Source organism: Massilia sp. 2TAF26 (assembly GCF_052115005.1).
Classification (GTDB): domain Bacteria; phylum Pseudomonadota; class Gammaproteobacteria; order Burkholderiales; family Burkholderiaceae_D; genus Telluria.
This window is the reverse complement of the sequence record NZ_JBFRFV010000006.1, coordinates 224,923-243,210: the sequence shown is the minus strand read 5'-3', so window position 1 is coordinate 243,210 and position 18,288 is coordinate 224,923. Positions and strand designations below refer to the sequence as shown.

At 67.4% G+C, this 18,288-nt stretch carries 15 protein-coding genes; 11 read left to right on the top strand and 4 right to left on the bottom strand.

The window, feature by feature from the left end; all coding sequences use genetic code 11:
- The first annotated feature begins 45 nt into the window (after positions 1-45).
- From AB4Z32_RS09025 to AB4Z32_RS08985, 9 genes are all read left to right on the top strand, one after another.
- On the top strand, positions 46-1,869 hold the full coding sequence (locus AB4Z32_RS09025) for a family 43 glycosylhydrolase (RefSeq protein WP_442121508.1): 1,824 nt from the start codon (positions 46-48) through the stop codon (positions 1,867-1,869).
- A gap of 108 nt (positions 1,870-1,977) precedes the next feature.
- Positions 1,978-4,008: a glycoside hydrolase family 2 protein gene (locus AB4Z32_RS09020; protein ID WP_442121507.1), complete on the top strand. Its 2,031-nt coding sequence runs from the start codon at positions 1,978-1,980 to the stop codon at positions 4,006-4,008.
- A 59-nt stretch (positions 4,009-4,067) separates the two neighbouring features.
- The gene (locus AB4Z32_RS09015; protein WP_442121506.1) at positions 4,068-5,369 is read left to right on the top strand and encodes an extracellular solute-binding protein; all 1,302 of its coding nucleotides are present in this window, start codon (positions 4,068-4,070) and stop codon (positions 5,367-5,369) included.
- Between the two features lie 8 nt (positions 5,370-5,377).
- Entirely contained in the window at positions 5,378-6,265 is an 888-nt protein-coding gene (locus AB4Z32_RS09010) for a carbohydrate ABC transporter permease (RefSeq protein WP_442121505.1), read from the top strand.
- Positions 6,262-7,107, top strand: coding sequence for a carbohydrate ABC transporter permease (locus AB4Z32_RS09005; protein ID WP_442121504.1), 846 nt, complete (start codon positions 6,262-6,264; stop codon positions 7,105-7,107). The genes AB4Z32_RS09010 and AB4Z32_RS09005 overlap by 4 nt, the downstream gene beginning before the upstream one ends.
- A gap of 22 nt (positions 7,108-7,129) precedes the next feature.
- Positions 7,130-8,269: an ABC transporter ATP-binding protein gene (locus tag AB4Z32_RS09000; protein ID WP_442121503.1), complete on the top strand. Its 1,140-nt coding sequence runs from the start codon at positions 7,130-7,132 to the stop codon at positions 8,267-8,269.
- Between the two features lie 9 nt (positions 8,270-8,278).
- On the top strand, positions 8,279-9,322 hold the full coding sequence (locus tag AB4Z32_RS08995; protein WP_442121502.1) for a substrate-binding domain-containing protein: 1,044 nt from the start codon (positions 8,279-8,281) through the stop codon (positions 9,320-9,322).
- 86 nt (positions 9,323-9,408) lie between these two features.
- The gene (locus AB4Z32_RS08990) at positions 9,409-12,225 is read left to right on the top strand and encodes a TonB-dependent receptor (protein WP_442121501.1); all 2,817 of its coding nucleotides are present in this window, start codon (positions 9,409-9,411) and stop codon (positions 12,223-12,225) included.
- Between the two features lie 24 nt (positions 12,226-12,249).
- Entirely contained in the window at positions 12,250-13,230 is a 981-nt protein-coding gene (locus tag AB4Z32_RS08985) for a glycoside hydrolase family 43 protein (protein ID WP_442121500.1), read from the top strand.
- 52 nt (positions 13,231-13,282) lie between these two features.
- Here AB4Z32_RS08985 and AB4Z32_RS08980 read toward each other — a convergent pair whose 3' ends face one another.
- The 4 genes from AB4Z32_RS08980 to kefF form a co-directional block, all read right to left on the bottom strand.
- Positions 13,283-14,194, bottom strand: a complete 912-nt coding sequence (locus AB4Z32_RS08980) for an alpha/beta fold hydrolase (protein WP_442121499.1) — start codon at positions 14,192-14,194, stop codon at positions 13,283-13,285.
- Positions 14,195-14,353: 159 nt separating this feature from the next.
- Entirely contained in the window at positions 14,354-15,010 is a 657-nt protein-coding gene (locus AB4Z32_RS08975; RefSeq protein ID WP_442121498.1) for a PEP-CTERM sorting domain-containing protein, read from the bottom strand.
- A gap of 134 nt (positions 15,011-15,144) precedes the next feature.
- Complete coding sequence (kefC, locus tag AB4Z32_RS08970; protein ID WP_442121497.1) at positions 15,145-16,953, bottom strand: glutathione-regulated potassium-efflux system protein KefC; 1,809 nt, start codon at positions 16,951-16,953, stop codon at positions 15,145-15,147.
- A gap of 4 nt (positions 16,954-16,957) precedes the next feature.
- Positions 16,958-17,494 (bottom strand): glutathione-regulated potassium-efflux system oxidoreductase KefF, encoded by a 537-nt coding sequence (gene kefF / locus AB4Z32_RS08965; RefSeq protein WP_442121496.1) that lies wholly within the window; start codon positions 17,492-17,494, stop codon positions 16,958-16,960.
- A gap of 86 nt (positions 17,495-17,580) precedes the next feature.
- Between kefF and AB4Z32_RS08960 the strand changes: the two genes are divergently transcribed.
- On the top strand, positions 17,581-17,934 hold the full coding sequence (locus AB4Z32_RS08960; RefSeq protein WP_442121495.1) for a hypothetical protein: 354 nt from the start codon (positions 17,581-17,583) through the stop codon (positions 17,932-17,934).
- 21 nt (positions 17,935-17,955) lie between these two features.
- Positions 17,956-18,231, top strand: coding sequence for a hypothetical protein (locus AB4Z32_RS08955; protein ID WP_442121494.1), 276 nt, complete (start codon positions 17,956-17,958; stop codon positions 18,229-18,231).
- Positions 18,232-18,288: the final 57 nt, after the last annotated feature.

Here is an 18,288-nt window from a genome sequence, read left to right as displayed (position 1 = left end):
GCCACTCACTGCGGTATTCTCTTCGGCAAAAATCAAGGAGACGTCATGCCCCACGTCCGTTCCCTGTTTGCGCACCTGCACGCATTGCTGCTCGCGCTGCCCCTGCTGGCCGCCGCCGAACCCGCTCCCGCCACCCGCGCCTACCACAATCCCCTGACCGTACGCCTGGCCAGCGGCGAACTGGCCCAGAACTGCGCCGACCCGGCCGTGCTGCGCGACCCGCGGGCCGAGGCGCCTACCTGGTATCTGTACTGCACCAGTGACCCGGTCAGCAAGCGCGAGCGCGACCCGCAGGGCAAGGACGGCGGCTGGCATTTCCGCATGATCCCGATCTACCGCTCGACCGACCTGGTGCACTGGGATTTCGTCGCCGACGCTTTTTCCGACCGCCCGGCCGGACTGGCCGCGCCGACCTCCGGCCTGTGGGCGCCGGAGCCGGAATACCTGAACGGGCGCTACTACCTCTACTTCACCGTCACCGACGTGGTCGACGCGCACAGCCCCGAGAAGGGCTGCGAAAACGACAGCGCGATCGGCGTGGCGACCTCGGATTCGCCCGCCGGTCCATGGAAGGCGAGCACCACGCCGGTGGTGATGCCGCGCCGCGCCGGGCCGGGCTGCAACTTCCACTGGACCTTCGATCCTAAGGTGATCGAAGACGGAGGGCGCAAATACCTCTACTACGGCAGCTATGGCGGCGGCATCTTCGTGACGCGGCTGAGCGACGACGGCCTGCGCGCCATCGGTGTGGCCACGATGGTCGGCGCGCCGGGCCGCTACGAGGGCGCCGAGGTCAAGCGCCACGACGGCTGGTGGTATCTGTTCGCATCAAGTACCGATTGCTGCAACGGCCCGCTGACCGGCTACGCCGTCTTCACCGGCCGCGCACGCACGCCGGAAGGCCCCTTCCTCGACCGCTACGGCAACGACATGGCCAAGGGACGCGCGGGCGGCACGCCGCTGCTGCTCCAGAACGGCAACCGCTGGGTCGGGGTCGGCCACAACACCGTGTTCACGGACGCCGCCGGCCAGTGGTGGACCATCTACCACGGCATCGACGTCAACGAGCCCTTCTTCAGCGCCAAGGACAAGCTGACCCGGCGCCTGGCGCTGCTGGACCGTATCGACTGGGTCGGCGGCTGGCCGGTGGCGGGTGGCGGACTGGCCCCGAGCGACCAGGCGATGGCGGCACCGATCGTGCTCGAGGGCGCGCGCGCCGAGGCGCATCCGCTGGCGGTGCAGGTGGCGCCGCGTGTGCGCCCGCTGTGGCACGACGACTTCCGGGGCAAGGCCCTGAAACCGCGCTGGCACTGGCTGCGCCCGCGCGCCGACGGCGGCTGGTCGCTCGGCGGCAAAGGCTTGACGATGGCGACCCAGGACGCCGACCTCTACGTCGACCGCAACACCGCCAGCGTGCTGCAGGCGGCGCTGCCGGATGGCGACTACCGCGTCGAGGCGGAGATCCGCCTTGATGCGCCCGAGGACTGCTGCGCCACCGCGGTGCAGGCCGGCCTGGTGGTCATGCGCGACGACGACAACTACGTCAAGCTGGTCGAGATGGCGCGCGGTGGGCTGCGCCAGGTCGAGTTCGCGAAGGAAGTCGCGCCCGTCGAGCAGTACCAGCCGCGCTACGGGAATACCCTGGCCGGCACGCCGGGCCCCACCACCTGGCTGCGTCTCGATGTCCACCGCACAGGGGGGCAGGAACGTTATATGGCTTATTCGAGCCAGGACGGGCGCACCTGGACCGGCGGCGGAACCTGGACGCACCGCCTCGGCAAGGACGCCCGCCTCGGGCTCGTCGCGATGGGCGGCGCCGGACGGCACGCTACCTTCGTGCGGGTCGCCGTCGGCAGCCTGTCGCCTTAAAAACACAGGGCGTGAAACCGTTTGTAACGGTGTTCGAAAGCGCTTGCTTTCATGGACGGCGGGTCATTAAATAGACTTCATAAGAACACCGAAGACCAGGAGTTCATCGTGGAATACCCCCGCCCCCAACTGCGGCGCGCCGCCTGGCGCAGCCTGGATGGCCCATGGCAGGCCATGCTCGACGACATGGCCGCCTGCGCCGACCCTCCCGAAGTGAACTGGGACCGCACCATCGTGGTGCCGTATCCGCCCGAGGCGCGCGCCAGCGGCGTCCACGACCGCGGCTACCGGCGCCGGGTCTGGTACAAGCGCCAGATCCAGCTCGACCCGTCGATGACACCGTCGCGCGAGGAACGCCTGATGCTGCACTTCGGCGCCGTCAACTACCGCGCCAGGGTGTGGGTGAACGGGCGTTTCGCGGTCGAGCACCGCGGCGGCCACAGCCCGTTCTCGATCGACGTCAGCCGCCACCTCGACGGTTCGCTGCTCGAGGTGGTGGTGCAGGCCGAGGACGATCCGCAGGACATGCACAAGGCGCGCGGCAAGATGGACTGGGAGCCGGAGCCGCACAAGATCTGGTATCCGCGCACCAGCGGGATCTGGCGCACGGTGTGGATCGAGAAGGTGCCGCGCGCCCACGTGAGCCAGCTGCGCTGGATCGCCGACGTCGCGTCCTGGCAGATCCGGCTCGATGCCGACATCGCCCACGTGCCCGACGGCGGCATCGCCAACGTGACCCTGCGCCTCGGCGACAAGCTGCTGGTGGCCGATCGCTGCCTGCTGACCGGGCCGCGCCTGTCGCGCATCTTCCAGCTGCCCGACCCCGGCATCGACGACGCCCGTGCGCTGTGGATGTGGAGTCCGGAAAGCCCGCAACTGATCGACGCCGAGATCGAGATCCGCTCGGCCGACGGCAACCTGATCGACAGCGTGCAGAGCTACACGGCGCTGCGCACGGTGAGCGTCGAGGGCGACCGCTTCGTCCTGAACAGCCGTCCGTATTTCCTGCGCATGGTGCTCGACCAGGGCTACTGGCCGGACAGCCTGATGGTGGCCTCCAGCGACCAGCTGCGCCACGACGTCCTGCTGATCAAGCGGCTGGGCTTCAACGGCGTGCGCAAGCACCAGAAGTCCGAGGACCCGCGCTGGCTCTACTGGTGCGACGTGCTGGGCCTGTGCGTGTGGGGCGAGATGCCCTCGGCCTACGGCTTCTCGAGCGCCACCGTGCACGGCGTGATGGAGGAGTGGAAGGAACTGGTCGAGCGCGACATCTCCCATCCCTGTATCGTGGCCTGGGTGCCGACCAACGAATCCTGGGGCGTGCCGGAGCTGATGAACGACCGCCGCCAGGTCGACTTCGTGCGCGCGCTCTACCACATGACCCGGGCGCTGGACGGCACCCGTCCGGTGGTCGGCAACGACGGCTGGGAGATGCCCTGCGGCGACCTGGTCTGCGTCCACGACTACGAGCAGGACCCGAAGGTGCTGGTCGAGCGCTACGGCAGCCGCGACGCCGTCGCCTACACCCTGCAGCACGTGCAGCCGGACCGCCGGCGCCTGGTCATCGACGGCTTCACCGGCGTCGGCAAGCCGCTCTTCCTGTCCGAATTCGGCGGCATCGCCGTCATGAAGAACAGCGAGGAGCCGGGCTGGGGCTATTCGGTGGCGAAGGACGGCAAGGAGCTGCTGGCGCGCTACCAGCTCTTGATGTCCGCGATCCACGCCTGCCGTCCGCTGTCCGGTTTCTGCTACACCCAGCTGGCCGATACCTTCCTCGAAAAGAACGGCCTGCTGAGCGAGGACAGGGTGCCGAAGGCGCCCGTGGACGCGCTGGCGGCGGCCACGCGCGGCCCTGACGCCCACCTGCACGACTGGCACCTCGACCCCCTCGGGCACGCGAAACGCTGGCTGGCTCGGCGCGGACCGGATTTCCCGATAGAATGGACGCGCGTCGGAGAAATTGCAGAAGTGATAGCCTATCCGGGCGAGCGCCAGGCCAGCGGCGGCGTATCGAACGGCAGCGGATCGAACGGTCCGGGGCCGGACGATCCACCGGCAACGCCGCCGGCAGGAGCTGGGGGATTCGAGCGCCGGGGCCGTGGTGGCGCGGGAGCGCGGCCGCGGCGTCGGGTAGCCTGAAGGGCAGGCGAGGCAGGCGACGGCGCTACGGTCAAAACAACGAGAAGATTGGAGACGATGTGGCGAGACGAGGCTGCAGCCTCGCCGCCGCCGTCGCGCTGCTGGTGACGCTGGCCGCCGGGCCGGCGCCGGCGTGGGCGCAGGTTGAAGTCAGGATGTGGACCCTGCTGAGCGGGGGCGACGGCGCCCGCATGCGGGCCCTGGTCGATGACTTCAACGCCAGCCAGCGCGAGGTGCGCGTGGTGAGCACGACCCTGAAATGGGGTGAGCCGTTCTATACGAAGCTGATCACCTCCTCGGTGGTCGGCGCCGGGCCGGACCTGGCCACGATCCATTTGTCGCGCCTGGTCAACCTGGCCGGCGGCGGCGTGCTGCGGCCGATCTCGGACGCCGAGCTGGCCCGGGTCGGCCTGAAGGGCAGCGACTACCTGCCGCGCCAATGGGAGAAGGCGCGCTGGCAGGGCAAGACCTGGGCGGTGCCGCTGGACGTGCACCCGCTGGTCCTCTACTACAACAAGAAACTCGCCGGCCAGGCCGGCCTGCTGGGCGCCGACGGCAGTCTCAAGCCCATCGAGGGCGTCGACGCACTCAGCGATGCCTTCCGCGTCGCCACCGAGCGCACGGGCCGCCACGGCCTGACCATGGAGAGCAGCCAGAGCTCGTTCGCGATCTGGCGCCTGTGGCTGACGATGCTGGCCCAGCAGAACATCGCCATCGTCCGCAACGGCCAGTACAGCTACGGCCCGGCCGGCGAAGCCACGTTGGCCCGCATCAGCGACTGGTTCCGCAAGAGCTATGCCCAGGCCGGCCTCGACTACCCGGCTTCCACCAGCCAGTTCATGGGCGGCAGCGCCACCTTCATGCTGAACGGCGTGTGGGAAGTGCCGGAACTGGTGCGCGCCACCAGGGCCGGCACGCTGGGCTTCGACTACGGCATCGTCCCGCTGCCGAAGATGTACGCGAACGCCAGCACCTGGGCCGATTCCCACGCCTTCGCCATTCCCGCGAACGCCGGCAATCCGGCCTCAACGGCCAAAGTGAACGCCGTGCTGCGCTTCGTCGCCTACGTCGGCAAGCATTCCCTCGGCTGGGCCGAGGGCGGCCACATCCCGGCCTACCGCTCGGTGGCGGAGTCGCCGGAGGCGCTGGCGCTGCAGCCGAACGCCCAGTATGCGGAGGCGGCGCATAAGGTGGTCTACGATCCGGATGGCTGGTATATGGGCGCGGCGGGTCCGCTGGAAGCGATCGCCTCCAAATTCCTGCCGGCCGCGCTGTACGGCTACATGACGCCGGCCCAGGCCATCAAGCGCTTCGAACAGGAAGGCGCGCGCCTGATCCGCAAGCAGCCGCCACGCTACTGAGGAGATCGATGAAACCGAACGACTTCGTCCTGGCAAGCGCGCGCCGCGAGGGCCTGCCGGCGACCCTGCTGCTGGCGCCTTTCGTGATCGCCTTCCTGCTGTTTTTCCTGATCCCGGCCGGCATCACCTTCTGGATGAGCCTTACCGAGAGCAGCCTGACCCGTACCAATGCCTTCATCGGCCTGGACAACTACCACACCCTGCTGAACGACCCCTCGTTCTGGGATTCGGTGCTGAACACCTTCTATTTTGCCCTGCTGACCGTGATCCCGCTGACGGTGCTGGGGCTGGTCATGGCGCTGCTGGTCAACCGTTTCGTCAAGGCCCAGGCCTGGCTGCAGGGCGTGTTCTTCCTGCCCTTCGTGCTGCCGATCTCGGTGATGACCCTGATTGCGGACTGGATGCTGCAGCCCTCGTCCGGCGTGATCAACCACATCCTCGGCGGCCAGCGTCCCTGGCTGGCGGATCCCTACTGGGCGCTGCCGGCGGTGGCGATCGGCACGGTCTGGTGGACGGTCGGCTTCAACATGCTGCTGTTCCTGGCCGGCCTGCGCAATATCCCGGCCGATCTCTACGAGGCGGCGGCGCTGGACGGGGCGCGCGGCTTCAAGCTGTTCCGCTCGATCACCTGGCCGGCGCTGCGCCCGGTGGCGACCACCGCCCTGATCCTGCAGATCATCGCCTCGCTGAAGGTGTTCGGCCAGACCTATATCCTGACCTCCGGCGGGCCCTTCAACACGACCCGGGTCACCTTGCACTACATGTACGAAACCGCGTTTACCCAGAGCGACGCCGGCTATGCGGCGGCCATCGCGATGGCGTTCGTGACCATCGTGATCCTGCTGTCGATACTGCAGGCCGGCGTCGTGCGCTTGCTGGCGAGGAGGGAAGCATGAGGGAGAGCATCACGCGCCGTTCCAACCTTGGCTGGACCATCGTCGGCGTACTGGCCGCCGTGCTGCTGGCCGCGCTGTGGGCGGCACCCCTGCTGTGGGCGCTGTCGACGGCCCTGCGGCCCGAGCTGGAGACCGTCTCCGCCGACTTCCACTGGCTGCCGCAGACCTGGACCCTGGACGCCTTCGCCAGGACCCTCGGCGCCGGCAACGTGGTGCGCTGGCTGTTCAACAGCTTCCTGGTGGCGCTGCTGGTAACCGTCGTCACGATGGCGATCAGCCTGATGGCGGCCTATGCTTTCTCGCAGCTGCGCTTCCGCGGGCACACCGTGCTGTTCGGCGTCGCCATGCTGGCGTTCCTGCTGCCGTTCGAGGCGCTGCTGGTGCCGCTGTTCCGCACCATGAACCAGCTCGGGCTGATCAACACCTATGCCGGCATCGTGCTGCCGCAGGTGGTGTCGCCGGTGGTGATCTATGTGTTCAAGCAGTTCTTCGACGAGATCCCGGCCGACTTCCGTGAAGCCGCGACGATGGACGGCGCCGGCCCGCTGCGCGTATTGTGGAGCGTCTACCTGCCGATCTCGGGAAATATCGTGTGGGCGATGGCGATCGTGACCTTCATCGCCGCCTGGAACAACTTCCTGTGGCCCTTCATCATCGTCACCTCGAACGACATGATGACGATCCCGCTGGGGCTGACCCAGACCTACGACGCCTTCGGGGTGCGCTACGCCCAGCTGATGGCGGCGGCGCTGCTGGGCGCGATGCCGGTGGCGCTGGCCTATATCGCTTTCCAGCGCCGGGTCACGCAGGGCTTCCTGGCGGCGAGCGGCTTGAAGGGATGATGGAACAAGAAGAGGAGCGGGTATGGCATCGGTAAGGCTGCGCGGCATCAGGAAGGACTACGGAAACAATCCCGTCATCAAGGGCATCGACCTGGACATCGGGGACGGCGAGTTCGTCGTCTTCGTCGGCCCCTCGGGCTGCGGCAAGTCGACCCTGCTGCGCATCATTGCCGGGCTCGAGGACGTGACCGAGGGCGAACTCGAGATCGGCGAGGTGCCCAGCAACGACGTCGACCCGTCCCGGCGCGGCATCGCCATGGTATTCCAGAGCTATGCGCTGTACCCGCACATGACGGTGGCCGAGAACATGGGTTTCGCCCTGAAGCTGGCGAGGGTAGCCCGGGACGAGATCCGCGAACGGGTCGGGCGCGCCGCCGAGATCCTGCAGATCGCCCACCTGCTCGACAGGAAGCCGAAAGCCCTGTCCGGCGGCCAGCGCCAGCGGGTGGCGATCGGCCGCGCCATCGTGCGCAAGCCCGAGGTCTTCCTCTTCGACGAGCCGCTGTCGAACCTGGACGCGGCGCTGCGCGCCCAGACCCGGGTCGAACTGGCGCGCCTGCACCGCGAACTGGCCACCACCATGATCTACGTGACCCACGACCAGGTGGAGGCCATGACCCTGGGCCAGAAGATCGTGGTCTTCAACGGCGGCCGCATCGAGCAGGTCGGCACGCCGCTCGAACTTTATGAACGGCCGGCCAACCTGTTCGTGGCGGGCTTCCTGGGTTCGCCGCGCATGAACTTCCTGGACGCCAGCCTGGTGGGCGAGCAGGGCGCCATCGCCACGGTCCGGCTGGCGGGCGGCGCCGAGGTCGAGGTCGCCGCCGACGCCGCCAACGCGCCGGTCGGCGCCAGGGTGACGCTGGGCGTGCGGCCCGAACACCTGCGCCTGCAGCGGGCGGAAGGCGGCGCCGGCGGGGAGGGCATCCTGGGCACGGTGGGCCTGGTCGAATACCTGGGCGACGTCATGCTGGCCTATGTGCAGGTCGAGGGCGTCGCCGAGATGGTGGCAGTGAAGTGCAACGGCGGCCAGGCGCTGCCGGCGCTCGGCAGCCGCGTCCTGCTGGCTTTCGACCCGGCCGCGGCCTATCTGTTCGGCGCCGACGGCGCGGCGATGCCGGCGCGCAGCCGCGCCGTGCTGGCGGCGGCCACGGCGGGCTAGGGGCGCGTCATGACGAAGGCGGTGCGCGGGCGGCCGACCATGACCGACATCGCCAAGCTGGCCGGCGTCTCGCAGTCGACGGTCTCGCTGGTGATCAACCACCTGAGCGGGGCCAAGGTCTCGCGCGCCACCCGCGAGACCGTGCTGAGGATCGCCCGCGAACTCGGCTACCCCCTCGAGCGCCACCAGGGCCGGCACGACAATCGTCCGGGGCAGGCGCCGAACCTGATCGTCTACCTGACCGACGAGCTGACCACCAGCCCGCATGCGATGCAGACCATGGATGGCGCCAAGGACGGCGCCTGGGACCAGGACTGCCTGGTCGCCGCGTTCGCGACGCGTGGCGACCCCGGGCGGGAGCAGGCGGTGCTGGCCCGCATGCTCGACCATCCGGCGCTGCTGGGCGTGATCTACGCCACCATCTTCACCCGCGCCGTCACGTTGCCGGCGGCGCTGGACGGCGTGCCGACCGTGCTGCTCAACTGCCACGAGCGCGAGTGCCGGCACCCGGCGGTGGTGCCGGCCGAACAGCAGGGCGGCTACAGCGCCACCATGCACCTGGTCGCCGGCGGCCACCGCCGCATCGGCTTCATCAACGGCGAAGGCTGGATCGAGGCCGCCGCCGACCGCCTGAAGGGCTACCGCCATGCGCTGCTCGATGCCGGCATTCCCTTCGACCCGGCCCTGGTGCGCGAAGGCGACTGGCAGGTGGAGAGCGGCTATGCGCATGCGCTGTCCCTGCTCGACGGCCCCGACCGTCCCAGCGCGCTGTTCTGCGCCAACGACCTGATGGCGCTGGGCGCCCTGGACGCGGCCCGCGAACGCAAGCTGGCGGTGCCGCGCGAGCTGTCCGTGGTCGGCTACGACGACCAGGACCTGGCCCGCTATACCCATCCGCCGCTGAGCACAGTGTTGTTACCAAACTACGAAATGGGCCGCTGGGCGGCCGAGACCCTGATCGCGCTGGCCCGTGGCGGCAAGGTTTCCAACGCCGTTTTCCAGAGTGAGTGCCCTCTGGTGAGCCGCGATTCGGTGGCGCCGCCGGCCTCTTAGTGACGGGCCCAAGCGCGCGCCGCCGCGCCCGGTTTTGCGTTAGCTTCCTGCTAAGAATTATTACTAATTTTTTTTCGGAGACTCGCATGACCACATTCCAGCTGCGGCCCGTGTGCGTGGCCGTCCTCGCCCTGATCGCCCACGCGGCGGCCTGCGCCCAGAGCGGTACCGGCACCCCGCCTTCGCAGCCCGACCAGGCCACGCTGCAGGACCCCGCCTCGCAATCCCAGGACCAGGTGAGCCCGGCGGCCCCGGCCCAGCCGGGCCAGATCGTGCAGGTGCAGGTGACCGGCCTGCGCAGCAGTATCCGCAGTGCCGAGGCGATCAAGCGGAATGCGGACCAGGTGGTCGACTCCATCAACGCCGAGGACATCGGCAAGTTCCCCGACCGCGCCACCGGCGACGCCCTGCAGCGCATCGCCGGCGTGCAGGTGGGCCGCGACCGCGGCGAGACCAGCAGCGTCATCATCCGCGGCCTGCCGGACGTGGTCACGACCCTCGACGGCAACCAGATCTTCACAGGCAACGGCCGCCGCCTGTCCTACCAGGACCTGCCGGTGCAGTCGATCGGCGGCCTCGACGTGTACAAGAGCGCCACCGCCAACCAGCTCGAAGGCGGCATCGCCGGCGCCGTCAACGTGCGGCTGCGCTCGCCCTTCGACGTCAAGGGCTTCAACGCCACCGCCTTCATCGAAGAACGCCGCCAGAAGGTGAACGGGTCGAGCGCGACCAGCGACAAGAACAATCCGAACGGCGGCTTCGCGGTCAGCAACCGCTGGAACACCAGCTACGGCGAGATCGGCGCGCTGTTCGACGTCCAGTTCAACCGCGAGCACTGGGGCTATCCGGTGCAATGGGTCGACCGTCCCGACCGCATCTTCTCGGTCAGCCCGGACGGCACCGCGGTGCGCCTGAACGACGACCAGCCGATCGCCCCGCTGAAACCCGGCGACCGCCTCGGCGAGCTGCCCAACGTCGGCGGCATCTACAACCAGGGCAAGCGCGACCGCGGCAGCATCCACGGCGCCCTGCAGTGGAAGATCAGCCCGCAGATGGAAGCCAGCGCCCAGTACCTCGGCACCGGCTACCGCGCCCGCAGCGCGGTCGACTACATCCTCGGCATCGTCACCTGGACCCCGCGCCTGACCAATGTGGTGATGGCGCCCGAAGGCAGCTATTGCAACACCCCGAACGGCTCGATCTGCCCGATCCAGTCGGCCCATGCCGGCGCCGCCCGGTTCGGCGGCCCCTACGACTGGGATCCCTACACCGCCACCTCGACCTGGGGCGTGAAGGAGCACACGGTCACCCATTACCTGAACCTCGGCGTGCAGTACAAGGACGGCCCCTGGAAGCTGGCATCGAACTACGCCTGGTCCAAGTCGACCTTCGTGAACGATACCGTGATCGTCGACCAGCAGATCCCGGGCGCCAGCATCGACGTCTACACCTATGGCCGCGACGGCCACGGCGGCTACAACATGGTCACGACGCCCACCAGCAGCCAGGCGCTGCGCGATCCGACCCAGTTCGTGCTGCGCGGGATGGTGCAGAACTGGGGCATCTCGACCGGCGAGCAGTCGCAGTGGCGGCTCGACAGCAGCTACCGCCTGGGCGACGGCTTCTTCAGCAGCATCGACAGCGGCATCCGCCTGTCGCAGCGGCGCGCCGGCTTCAAGGGCGCCGAAGGCCACAGCGACATCAACGGGCCCACCCGCGCCAGCCCGATCGGCGCCTTCGGTCCGTCCTTCGAGACCCTCGTTCCAGGGCTGGACCGGCTCGGCGGTCCCTGGGTCACGCCGTCGCATGACTTCCTGATCGACCAGGCCGACGCCGTGCGCGCCTTCTACGGGGCCGCCCCGGGCCGCGTGGTGGAAGACCCGACCCGCGCCTTCAGTCAGAACGAGAACAACACGACCCTCTACCTGCAGGGACGCTGGCAGACCAGGATGGGCGACATCGACGTCAGCGGGACCGTCGGCGCCCGTTACGCCCACATCACGCGCAGCCTGGTGGGCAACAGCCGCATCGGCGACGTGATCAGCCCGATCGACCAGTCCTCGCGCGAAAACAACTTCCTGCCGAGCCTGTCGGCGGTGATCGGCTGGCGCAAGGACCTGCAATCCCACCTGTCCTTCGGCAAGACCCTGACCTATCCGGACTTCGCCTCGCTGAACCCGGCGCTGTCGCTGATCCCGCCGACCGTCAACGCGCCGGGCACGGGCTCGGCCGGCAACCCGAATTTGCGGCCGACCAAGTCGAAGAACATCGACGCCACGCTGGAATATTATTTCCCGAAAAATGGATATGCCCAGATCGCGCTGTTCCACCGCGATATCGACGGCTACCTGCAGAACATGGAGTCGAACGAGACCATCGGCGGCTTGAACTACCGTGTGACGCGTCCGCAGAACTCGGGCTCCGGCAAGCTGAAGGGCGCCGAACTCGGCATCCAGAAGTTCTTCGACTTCCTGCCTGCGCCCTGGAGCAACTTCGGCGCCCAGGCAAACTACACCTGGATCTCGGGCGAGAACCAGACCCTGGTGTCCTCGACCGGCAACACGTTCGCGACCACCCCGCTGATCGGCGTGGCGAAGAAGAACTACAACTTTGCTCTGCTGTACGAGGGCAATGGCATCACCGGCCGCCTGACGTCCACCCACCGCGGCGACTACGTCGAGCAGATCGCCGAGCCGCGCTTCGGCCAGGACCGTTACGTGAAGGCTGCAACTTTCGTGGACCTGAGCTTGTCCTACGCAATCAACAAGAACGTGTCCCTGCAGTTTGACGCGATCAATATCACGAAGGAGAACTACGAGAGCTACCTGAACGATCCGATCCGTCCGCGCGACATCCGCTACAATCCGACCACCTACGGGCTGGGCCTGCGCTTCTCGCTCTAAGCTCACATCTCGCTCCAGGGTCTCATGATGCAGAAGACTTACCGGAATCCGGTCTATCCGGACATCTTCGCCGATCCCTTCGTGCTGCGGCACGAAGGGGTTTATTACGCCTACGGCACCGCCCCCGGCGGCGATGACGGCCGCCAGATCCCGGTACTGCGCTCGAACGACCTGGTGGACTGGGAAGCGCTCGGCCACGCCCTGATGCCGGCCGCGGGCATGGAGGCCGGGCAGGGCTGGCATTTCTGGGCGCCGGAAGTGGCCAGCCACGACGGCCGCTTCTACATGTACTACTCGTCCGGCAACGCGCCCGAGGGCACCGACCAGAAGCTGAGAGTGGCGGTGGCCGACCATCCGGCCGGCCCCTTCCTCGACGCCGGCAAGCTACTGGTGCCGGACCAGCCCTTCTCGATCGACGCCCATCCCTTCCGCGACCAGGACGGGAATTGGTGGCTGTACTACTGCGTCGATTTCCTGGAGATGGCGCACGACGAGCGGATCGGCACCGGCATCGTGGTCGACCGCCTGCTCGACATGTGCACCCTGGCCGGCGAGCCGCGCACGGTGGTGCGCCCGCACCACGACTGGCACGTGTTCCGCAAGGACCGCTCCATGTACGGCAAGGTTGTCGACTGGCACACGGTCGAGGGTGCGGCGGTGCTGTACCACGACGGCCACTATTACTGCTTCTACAGCGGCGGCGCCTGGGAGAAGGAGAACTACGGCGTCAGCTACGTGATCGCCAAGCACCCAGAAGGGCCGTACCGCCGGCCCGAAGGCGGCCACGAGGCACTGCTGATGCGCACCCCGGCCTCCGGCGAGCTGCTGGGGCCGGGACACAATTCCTTTACGACGTCGCCGGACGGCGGCGAGACCTGGATCGTCTACCACGCCTGGGATCCGGCGCGGACGGCGCGCCGGATGTGCATCGACCGCATCGACTGGGTCGATGGGAAGCCGGTGAGCGGCGGGCCGAGCTGGACGGAGCAGGCGGCACCGCGCTGACCCTGCCACTTGCCGCGAAGGTGTAGATCGGAGGCCGGAGTTCGCGCTGCCTTCAGCGTCCGCCAAGGAATTCCTTTACCTCAGCCTGGAACCGCACCGGCTGATCCCACATGATGAAGTGGGCACTGTCCGGAATGCGCTTCAGGCTCAAGGCCGGCACCGGCGCAAACACGCCCTTGTAGACCGCATCGAACTGCTCGGCCGGAATCGGTACGCTCTTCGGCTGGACGTACAGCACGGTCACCGGCACTGAAATCTTCGGCAGTTCCGGCCCCAGGTTGGTCACCAGCAGTTCGCGGTAGGCGCGGGCGCCGACGTCGACGTCGCTGCGCATCGAGTCGTCGATCGCGCCGGCACGCATGGACTCGGTGGCGACCATGCCGTTGATGGTCTCGACGGCGCGCTTGCTGCGCTCCTCGGGCGCGGCCGTCCGGATACCGGTGGCGATGCGGTCAGCAATCGGCTCGACGCTGGCGACGGTGGCGCCGGGGCCGCCGAAGAACATGCCCAGGAAGGGCACCATGTCGACCACCATCAGGCGCGACAGGTCGGCCGGATGGCGCGCGGCCAGCATCATGCCGATCGTGCCGCCCATCGAGTGGCCGATCACGGCCGGCTGCTTCAGGCCGGCTTCCCTGATGTAGCGGTCGATGTCTTCGGCCACCGGCGCGGCGACCGGACCGTCGGCGTTGCCGCCTTTCGGCTGGCCGGCGAAGCCCGAGACTTGCACCAGGTGGTAGCGGTAGCCGGGCACGGCCTTGATCATTTCGGCCCAGACGCGCGGCGAGGAGTTCAGGCCGGGAATCAGGATCACGTCCGGTCCGGCGCCTTCGGTGCGGACCGTGATGCGGGTCGATTCGAAGGGCGCGGCCCAGGCGCCAGCGGATGCGCCGAGGAGGGCGAGGGCTGCCACCGCTGTGGCGGTCTTGAGGGTGAAACGGCGGGAAAGCATAGTGAGCTGCATCTTGTCTCCTGGTTCGTGATCGGAAGCCGCCGCATGCGCTGCGGGGCAGGTGGACAGGATGCTAACGTGGGGCGCCGGAAAAAGCTGCCTGAAAGATATGATAGTGTCCTGAACAAGGAAGCCCGCACGTGGCGGGCTTCCGGTCGGCGATCGCAATGATTACGCTTTGCGGCGCAGGGCAGCCATGCCGGCGAAGCCCAATCCCAGCAAGGCCAGCGACGCCGGCTCCGGGACATCGCCGGTCGACGGCGAAAACGCTGCCTTGAATGCGACGTCGCCGAAGCCGCACTCGCGGCACTCCCAGGCCTGGGTCGTCAGCGCTCCGAAGTCCAAGCCGTTATTGAAATAGACGAAATCGCCACCGGCATAGCTGTTGTTCGTCGCAGGCATGTTGTAGGTACTGTATTCCTGGGTGCCGAGGTCGGAGACCGAGAGGAACATCACATATTTCTGGCCCGCCGTCAGGCTCAGGGAGCCGGTGTCGAAGGAGAATTCCATCAGCCCCTGGCCAGGGGTCACCGAGCGTGTTGGGCTCGTGTAGAGAATGCTGGTGGCCTTGCTGCCGTCCCAGCCGGCCACATAGCCGCGGAAATCGAGTGACTGGTTATTGCCGTACAGGTACATCGAGAAGCTGTTCAACACATTATCGGCACCGACCGTGAAGGTCTGGCCGTATGTGGCTGTGTCGGGATAGCCAAACGGAGAAATGCTGGAGACGATCGACGTGTTGTCGATGACCGAGGCAGTCGCGTCTGCGGCAAAAGCGCCGAGGACGGCACAAAGAAGCATGGAGGCTTTCAGGTAGCTTGGTTTCATAACATTCCCTTTTTTATGGTGGACTCGCCATTGACTCTTAGCAAATACCGTGCCATAAAACAATTGCTTATAAAAATCAATTGTTTAGCGGAACATGGAATGTATTTGTGTAAATAAATCCGACATTCATCGGGCTAGTCCCAGTCATGCCGGGTTTCGCCTTCCTGCGCTTGGCGATCGCGCGCAATCATCTCTTCCAGCTCTTCGCGCGCCCGTTTGGCCATCGACACATACTGTTCGCGGTCCTTATAGTAGGGATAGACCGCCTGCACGTTGGCGATATTGAGCTTCCGGAACTTCAGCGCGGCCTGGCGGATGCGATAGGCGTTATGGCCGAGACCGGCCGTGAGCACGGTGCGGCCCAGCTGCAGGGCCGATTCGAAGGTCTCCCTTTCGATCATGGTGACGCCGCGGTCCATCAGCTGGTACCAGTGGGTGACGTTGCGGGCGCGGGCGAAGATCTGCAGTTCCGGCCACTCGCGGCGCACGGTCTCGACCAGGTCGAGGCTGTCTTCGATGTCGTCGATCGCCACCACCAGCGCTCGGGCGCGCGCGGCGCCGGCGGCGCGCAGCAGGTCGGCGCGGGTGGCGTCGCCGTAGAAGACCTTGAAGCCGAAGCGGCGCAGCACCTCGATCTGGTCGGGGTCGTGGTCCAGCACCGTCAGCTTGACCCCGTTCGCGTTCAGGAAGCGACCGACGATCTGGCCGAAGCGGCCGAAGCCGGCAACGATCACATGGTCCTCGTTCGGTTCGATGGCGTCGGCTTCGGGCTTGGCGCCGGCGGCTTCGCGGCGGGCCGACAGCTTGTCGTAGGCCATCAGCACCAGCGGCGTGACCACCATCGACAGTGCGACCACGACCACCAGCATCGAGGCGGTATCTTCGCTGAACACGCGTGCGGTGGCGGCCGCGCCGAACACGACGAAGGCGAATTCGCCGCCCTGGGACAGCAGCAGGGCGAACTGCAGGTGCTGGCCGCGGGCCATGCCGAATACCCGCGACAGAATGTAGAGCACGGCGGTCTTGATCAGCAGGAAGCCGGCCACCAGTCCCAGGATCAGCCCGGGATGGGCGAGGAAGACGGCGAAATCGACCGACATGCCGACCGCGATGAAGAACAGGCCGAGCAGCAGGCCCTTGAAGGGTTCGAGGTCGGTCTCCAGCGCGTGGCGGTACTCGGAATCGGCCAGCAGCACGCCGGCCATGAAGGAGCCGAGCGCCATCGACATGTCGATCCACTGCATCAGCAGGGCGATCGCGATCACCAGCAGCAGGGCGAAGGCGGTGAAGATCTCGCGGGTATCGGTGCGGGCGATGACCTGCAGCAGCGGACGCACCAGGTAGCGGCCGCCGACGATGATCCCGGCCAGCACGCCGACGACCTTGAAGGTGGCCAGCCAGAAGTTGCCGCTCGAACCGGCTTCGTCGGGAATGCCGAGCAGCGGCACGATGGCGATCATCGGGATCGCGGCGATGTCCTGGAACAGCAGGATCGCGAAGCCGGCCTGGCCCGCCGGGGTCGGCATCAGGTTGCGTTCCTCCAGCGAGGCGAGGGCGATGGCGGTCGACGACAGCGACAGGCCGAGCCCGCCGATCAGGGCCAGCTTCCAGTTGACGCCGGCCAGCAGCGCGGCGCCGAACAGGGCAGCGGCAACCACGACCACCTGCGCGCCGCCCCAGCCGAAGATGGGCCGGCGCAGCGCCCACAGGCGGTCCGGCTCGAGTTCCAGGCCGATCAGGAACAGCAGCAGCACCACGCCGAACTCGGCGAAATGCAGGGCGTCCTCGACGTTGGCAATCAGTTTCAGGCCGTAGGGGCCGATCAGGATGCCGGCGGCCAGGTAGCCGAGCACGGTGCCCATCCCCAGGCGTTTCGACAGCGGCACCGCGACCACGGCGGCGGCGAGATAGACCAGAGCATTCGTCAGCAGGCTGTGTTCCATCCGCTCACCCCGCGTAGCCGCGCAGGCGGCGTGTGAATTCGGCCACGTGGGCTTCGACCGCCGCTTCGCCGGCCTTTGCCGCGCCGTGCATCAGCAGCGGTTCGATCCAGTTCATCCCGCACAGGGCGGCGGTCTGCTCGAAGGGCGCGAGGAAATCGGCGAAAGGGCGTCCGTGCAGCCCGCCGGGCTGGTAGGCGTCAAGGCCGCTGCCGGTGGTCGCGACCAGCCAGTAGCCTTTGCCGCGCAGGACGGAGTCCGGCTTGCCGTAGGCCCAGCCCGGCACCATCACGACGTCCATCCATTCCTTGAGCAGCGAAGGCATGCCGTACCAGCGGATCGGGTGCAGGAAGACCAGCACGCTGGCGTCGCGGACCAGGGCGCGCTCGCGCTCGGCGTCGATGTCGAAATCGGGGTAGGTATTGTAGAGGTCTTCCACGATGACCCCTTGTGTGGCCCGGGCGGCATCCGCCAGGCGCCGGTTGACCGGCGAACGGTGCGGGGCAGGGTGGGCATACAGGACAAGGATGTGTTGTTCGTTCATAACTTGATTATTCCACAATGGCCCGCCCGACATGTCCTACAATTCGGCCGGGCGCGGGCCTATTCGCCGTGCCGAGGCGTGCGACTATGATGACCGGAAACCTCACCGTCAAGGAGATCGGCATGTCGATGCAAAGCGAAGGCAAGGATGCGAAAGGCCGCAACTACGATCAGGTCACGAAGGACGGCACCAGCTCGGCGGGCACCATGGGCACCGGCGGGACCGGCGACATCGGCTGCATGTCGGGTGCCGTCGACACCGGCAGCGCGCAGTCGGATGCGCGCACGGACGACCTCCTCGCCACCGGCACCGACGAGGAACGCCGCCAGGGTTACCGCCCGAGCGAACCGGGCGCCGTCGAAACCGGCCTGGAAGGCGTGGGCAACAAGATCGGCGGCAACCCGGGGAACCGGCAGTCGAACAAGGACGGCCAGCGGTAAAGCTGGGCACAGGAGGCTTTCATGAGCGTGCAGAACGAACCGCAGAAACCGAAGGGCGGCGCCGACATCGGCGGCGCCGGCAACCAGCACAACGATTGGGGTCACAGCGACGTCGGCAACAAGCAGTCGGATTCGCGGCTGGACGATGTGGTCGGATCGGATACCGGGGTTCCGTCCGAGGAGGCGGGCGAGTTGCAGACCGGCCTGGGTGGGATCGGTAGTCTGAGTACGGGGAATGCCGGTAGCCGGCAGTCGGAGGAGGAGATGCGGCCGGGTGGGCAAGGTAGCCGCAAATAGCCAAGGTCGTACTCGCGAAACAAAAACCGTCGTTCCCGCTTTCACGGGAACGACGGC

Coding starts and splice junctions, on each gene's coding strand:
- AB4Z32_RS09025 (WP_442121508.1), top strand. CDS start 46: ATGCCCCACGTCCGTTCCCTGTTTGCGCACCTGCACGCATTGCTGCTC.
- AB4Z32_RS09010 (WP_442121505.1), top strand. CDS start 5,378: ATGAAACCGAACGACTTCGTCCTGGCAAGCGCGCGCCGCGAGGGCCTG.
- AB4Z32_RS09005 (WP_442121504.1), top strand. CDS start 6,262: ATGAGGGAGAGCATCACGCGCCGTTCCAACCTTGGCTGGACCATCGTC.
- AB4Z32_RS09000 (WP_442121503.1), top strand. CDS start 7,130: ATGGCATCGGTAAGGCTGCGCGGCATCAGGAAGGACTACGGAAACAAT.
- AB4Z32_RS08995 (WP_442121502.1), top strand. CDS start 8,279: ATGACGAAGGCGGTGCGCGGGCGGCCGACCATGACCGACATCGCCAAG.
- AB4Z32_RS08990 (WP_442121501.1), top strand. CDS start 9,409: ATGACCACATTCCAGCTGCGGCCCGTGTGCGTGGCCGTCCTCGCCCTG.
- AB4Z32_RS08985 (WP_442121500.1), top strand. CDS start 12,250: ATGATGCAGAAGACTTACCGGAATCCGGTCTATCCGGACATCTTCGCC.
- AB4Z32_RS08980 (WP_442121499.1), bottom strand. CDS start 14,194: ATGCAGCTCACTATGCTTTCCCGCCGTTTCACCCTCAAGACCGCCACA.
- AB4Z32_RS08975 (WP_442121498.1), bottom strand. CDS start 15,010: ATGAAACCAAGCTACCTGAAAGCCTCCATGCTTCTTTGTGCCGTCCTC.
- kefC (WP_442121497.1), bottom strand. CDS start 16,953: ATGGAACACAGCCTGCTGACGAATGCTCTGGTCTATCTCGCCGCCGCC.
- kefF (WP_442121496.1), bottom strand. CDS start 17,494: ATGAACGAACAACACATCCTTGTCCTGTATGCCCACCCTGCCCCGCAC.
- AB4Z32_RS08960 (WP_442121495.1), top strand. CDS start 17,581: ATGATGACCGGAAACCTCACCGTCAAGGAGATCGGCATGTCGATGCAA.
- AB4Z32_RS08955 (WP_442121494.1), top strand. CDS start 17,956: ATGAGCGTGCAGAACGAACCGCAGAAACCGAAGGGCGGCGCCGACATC.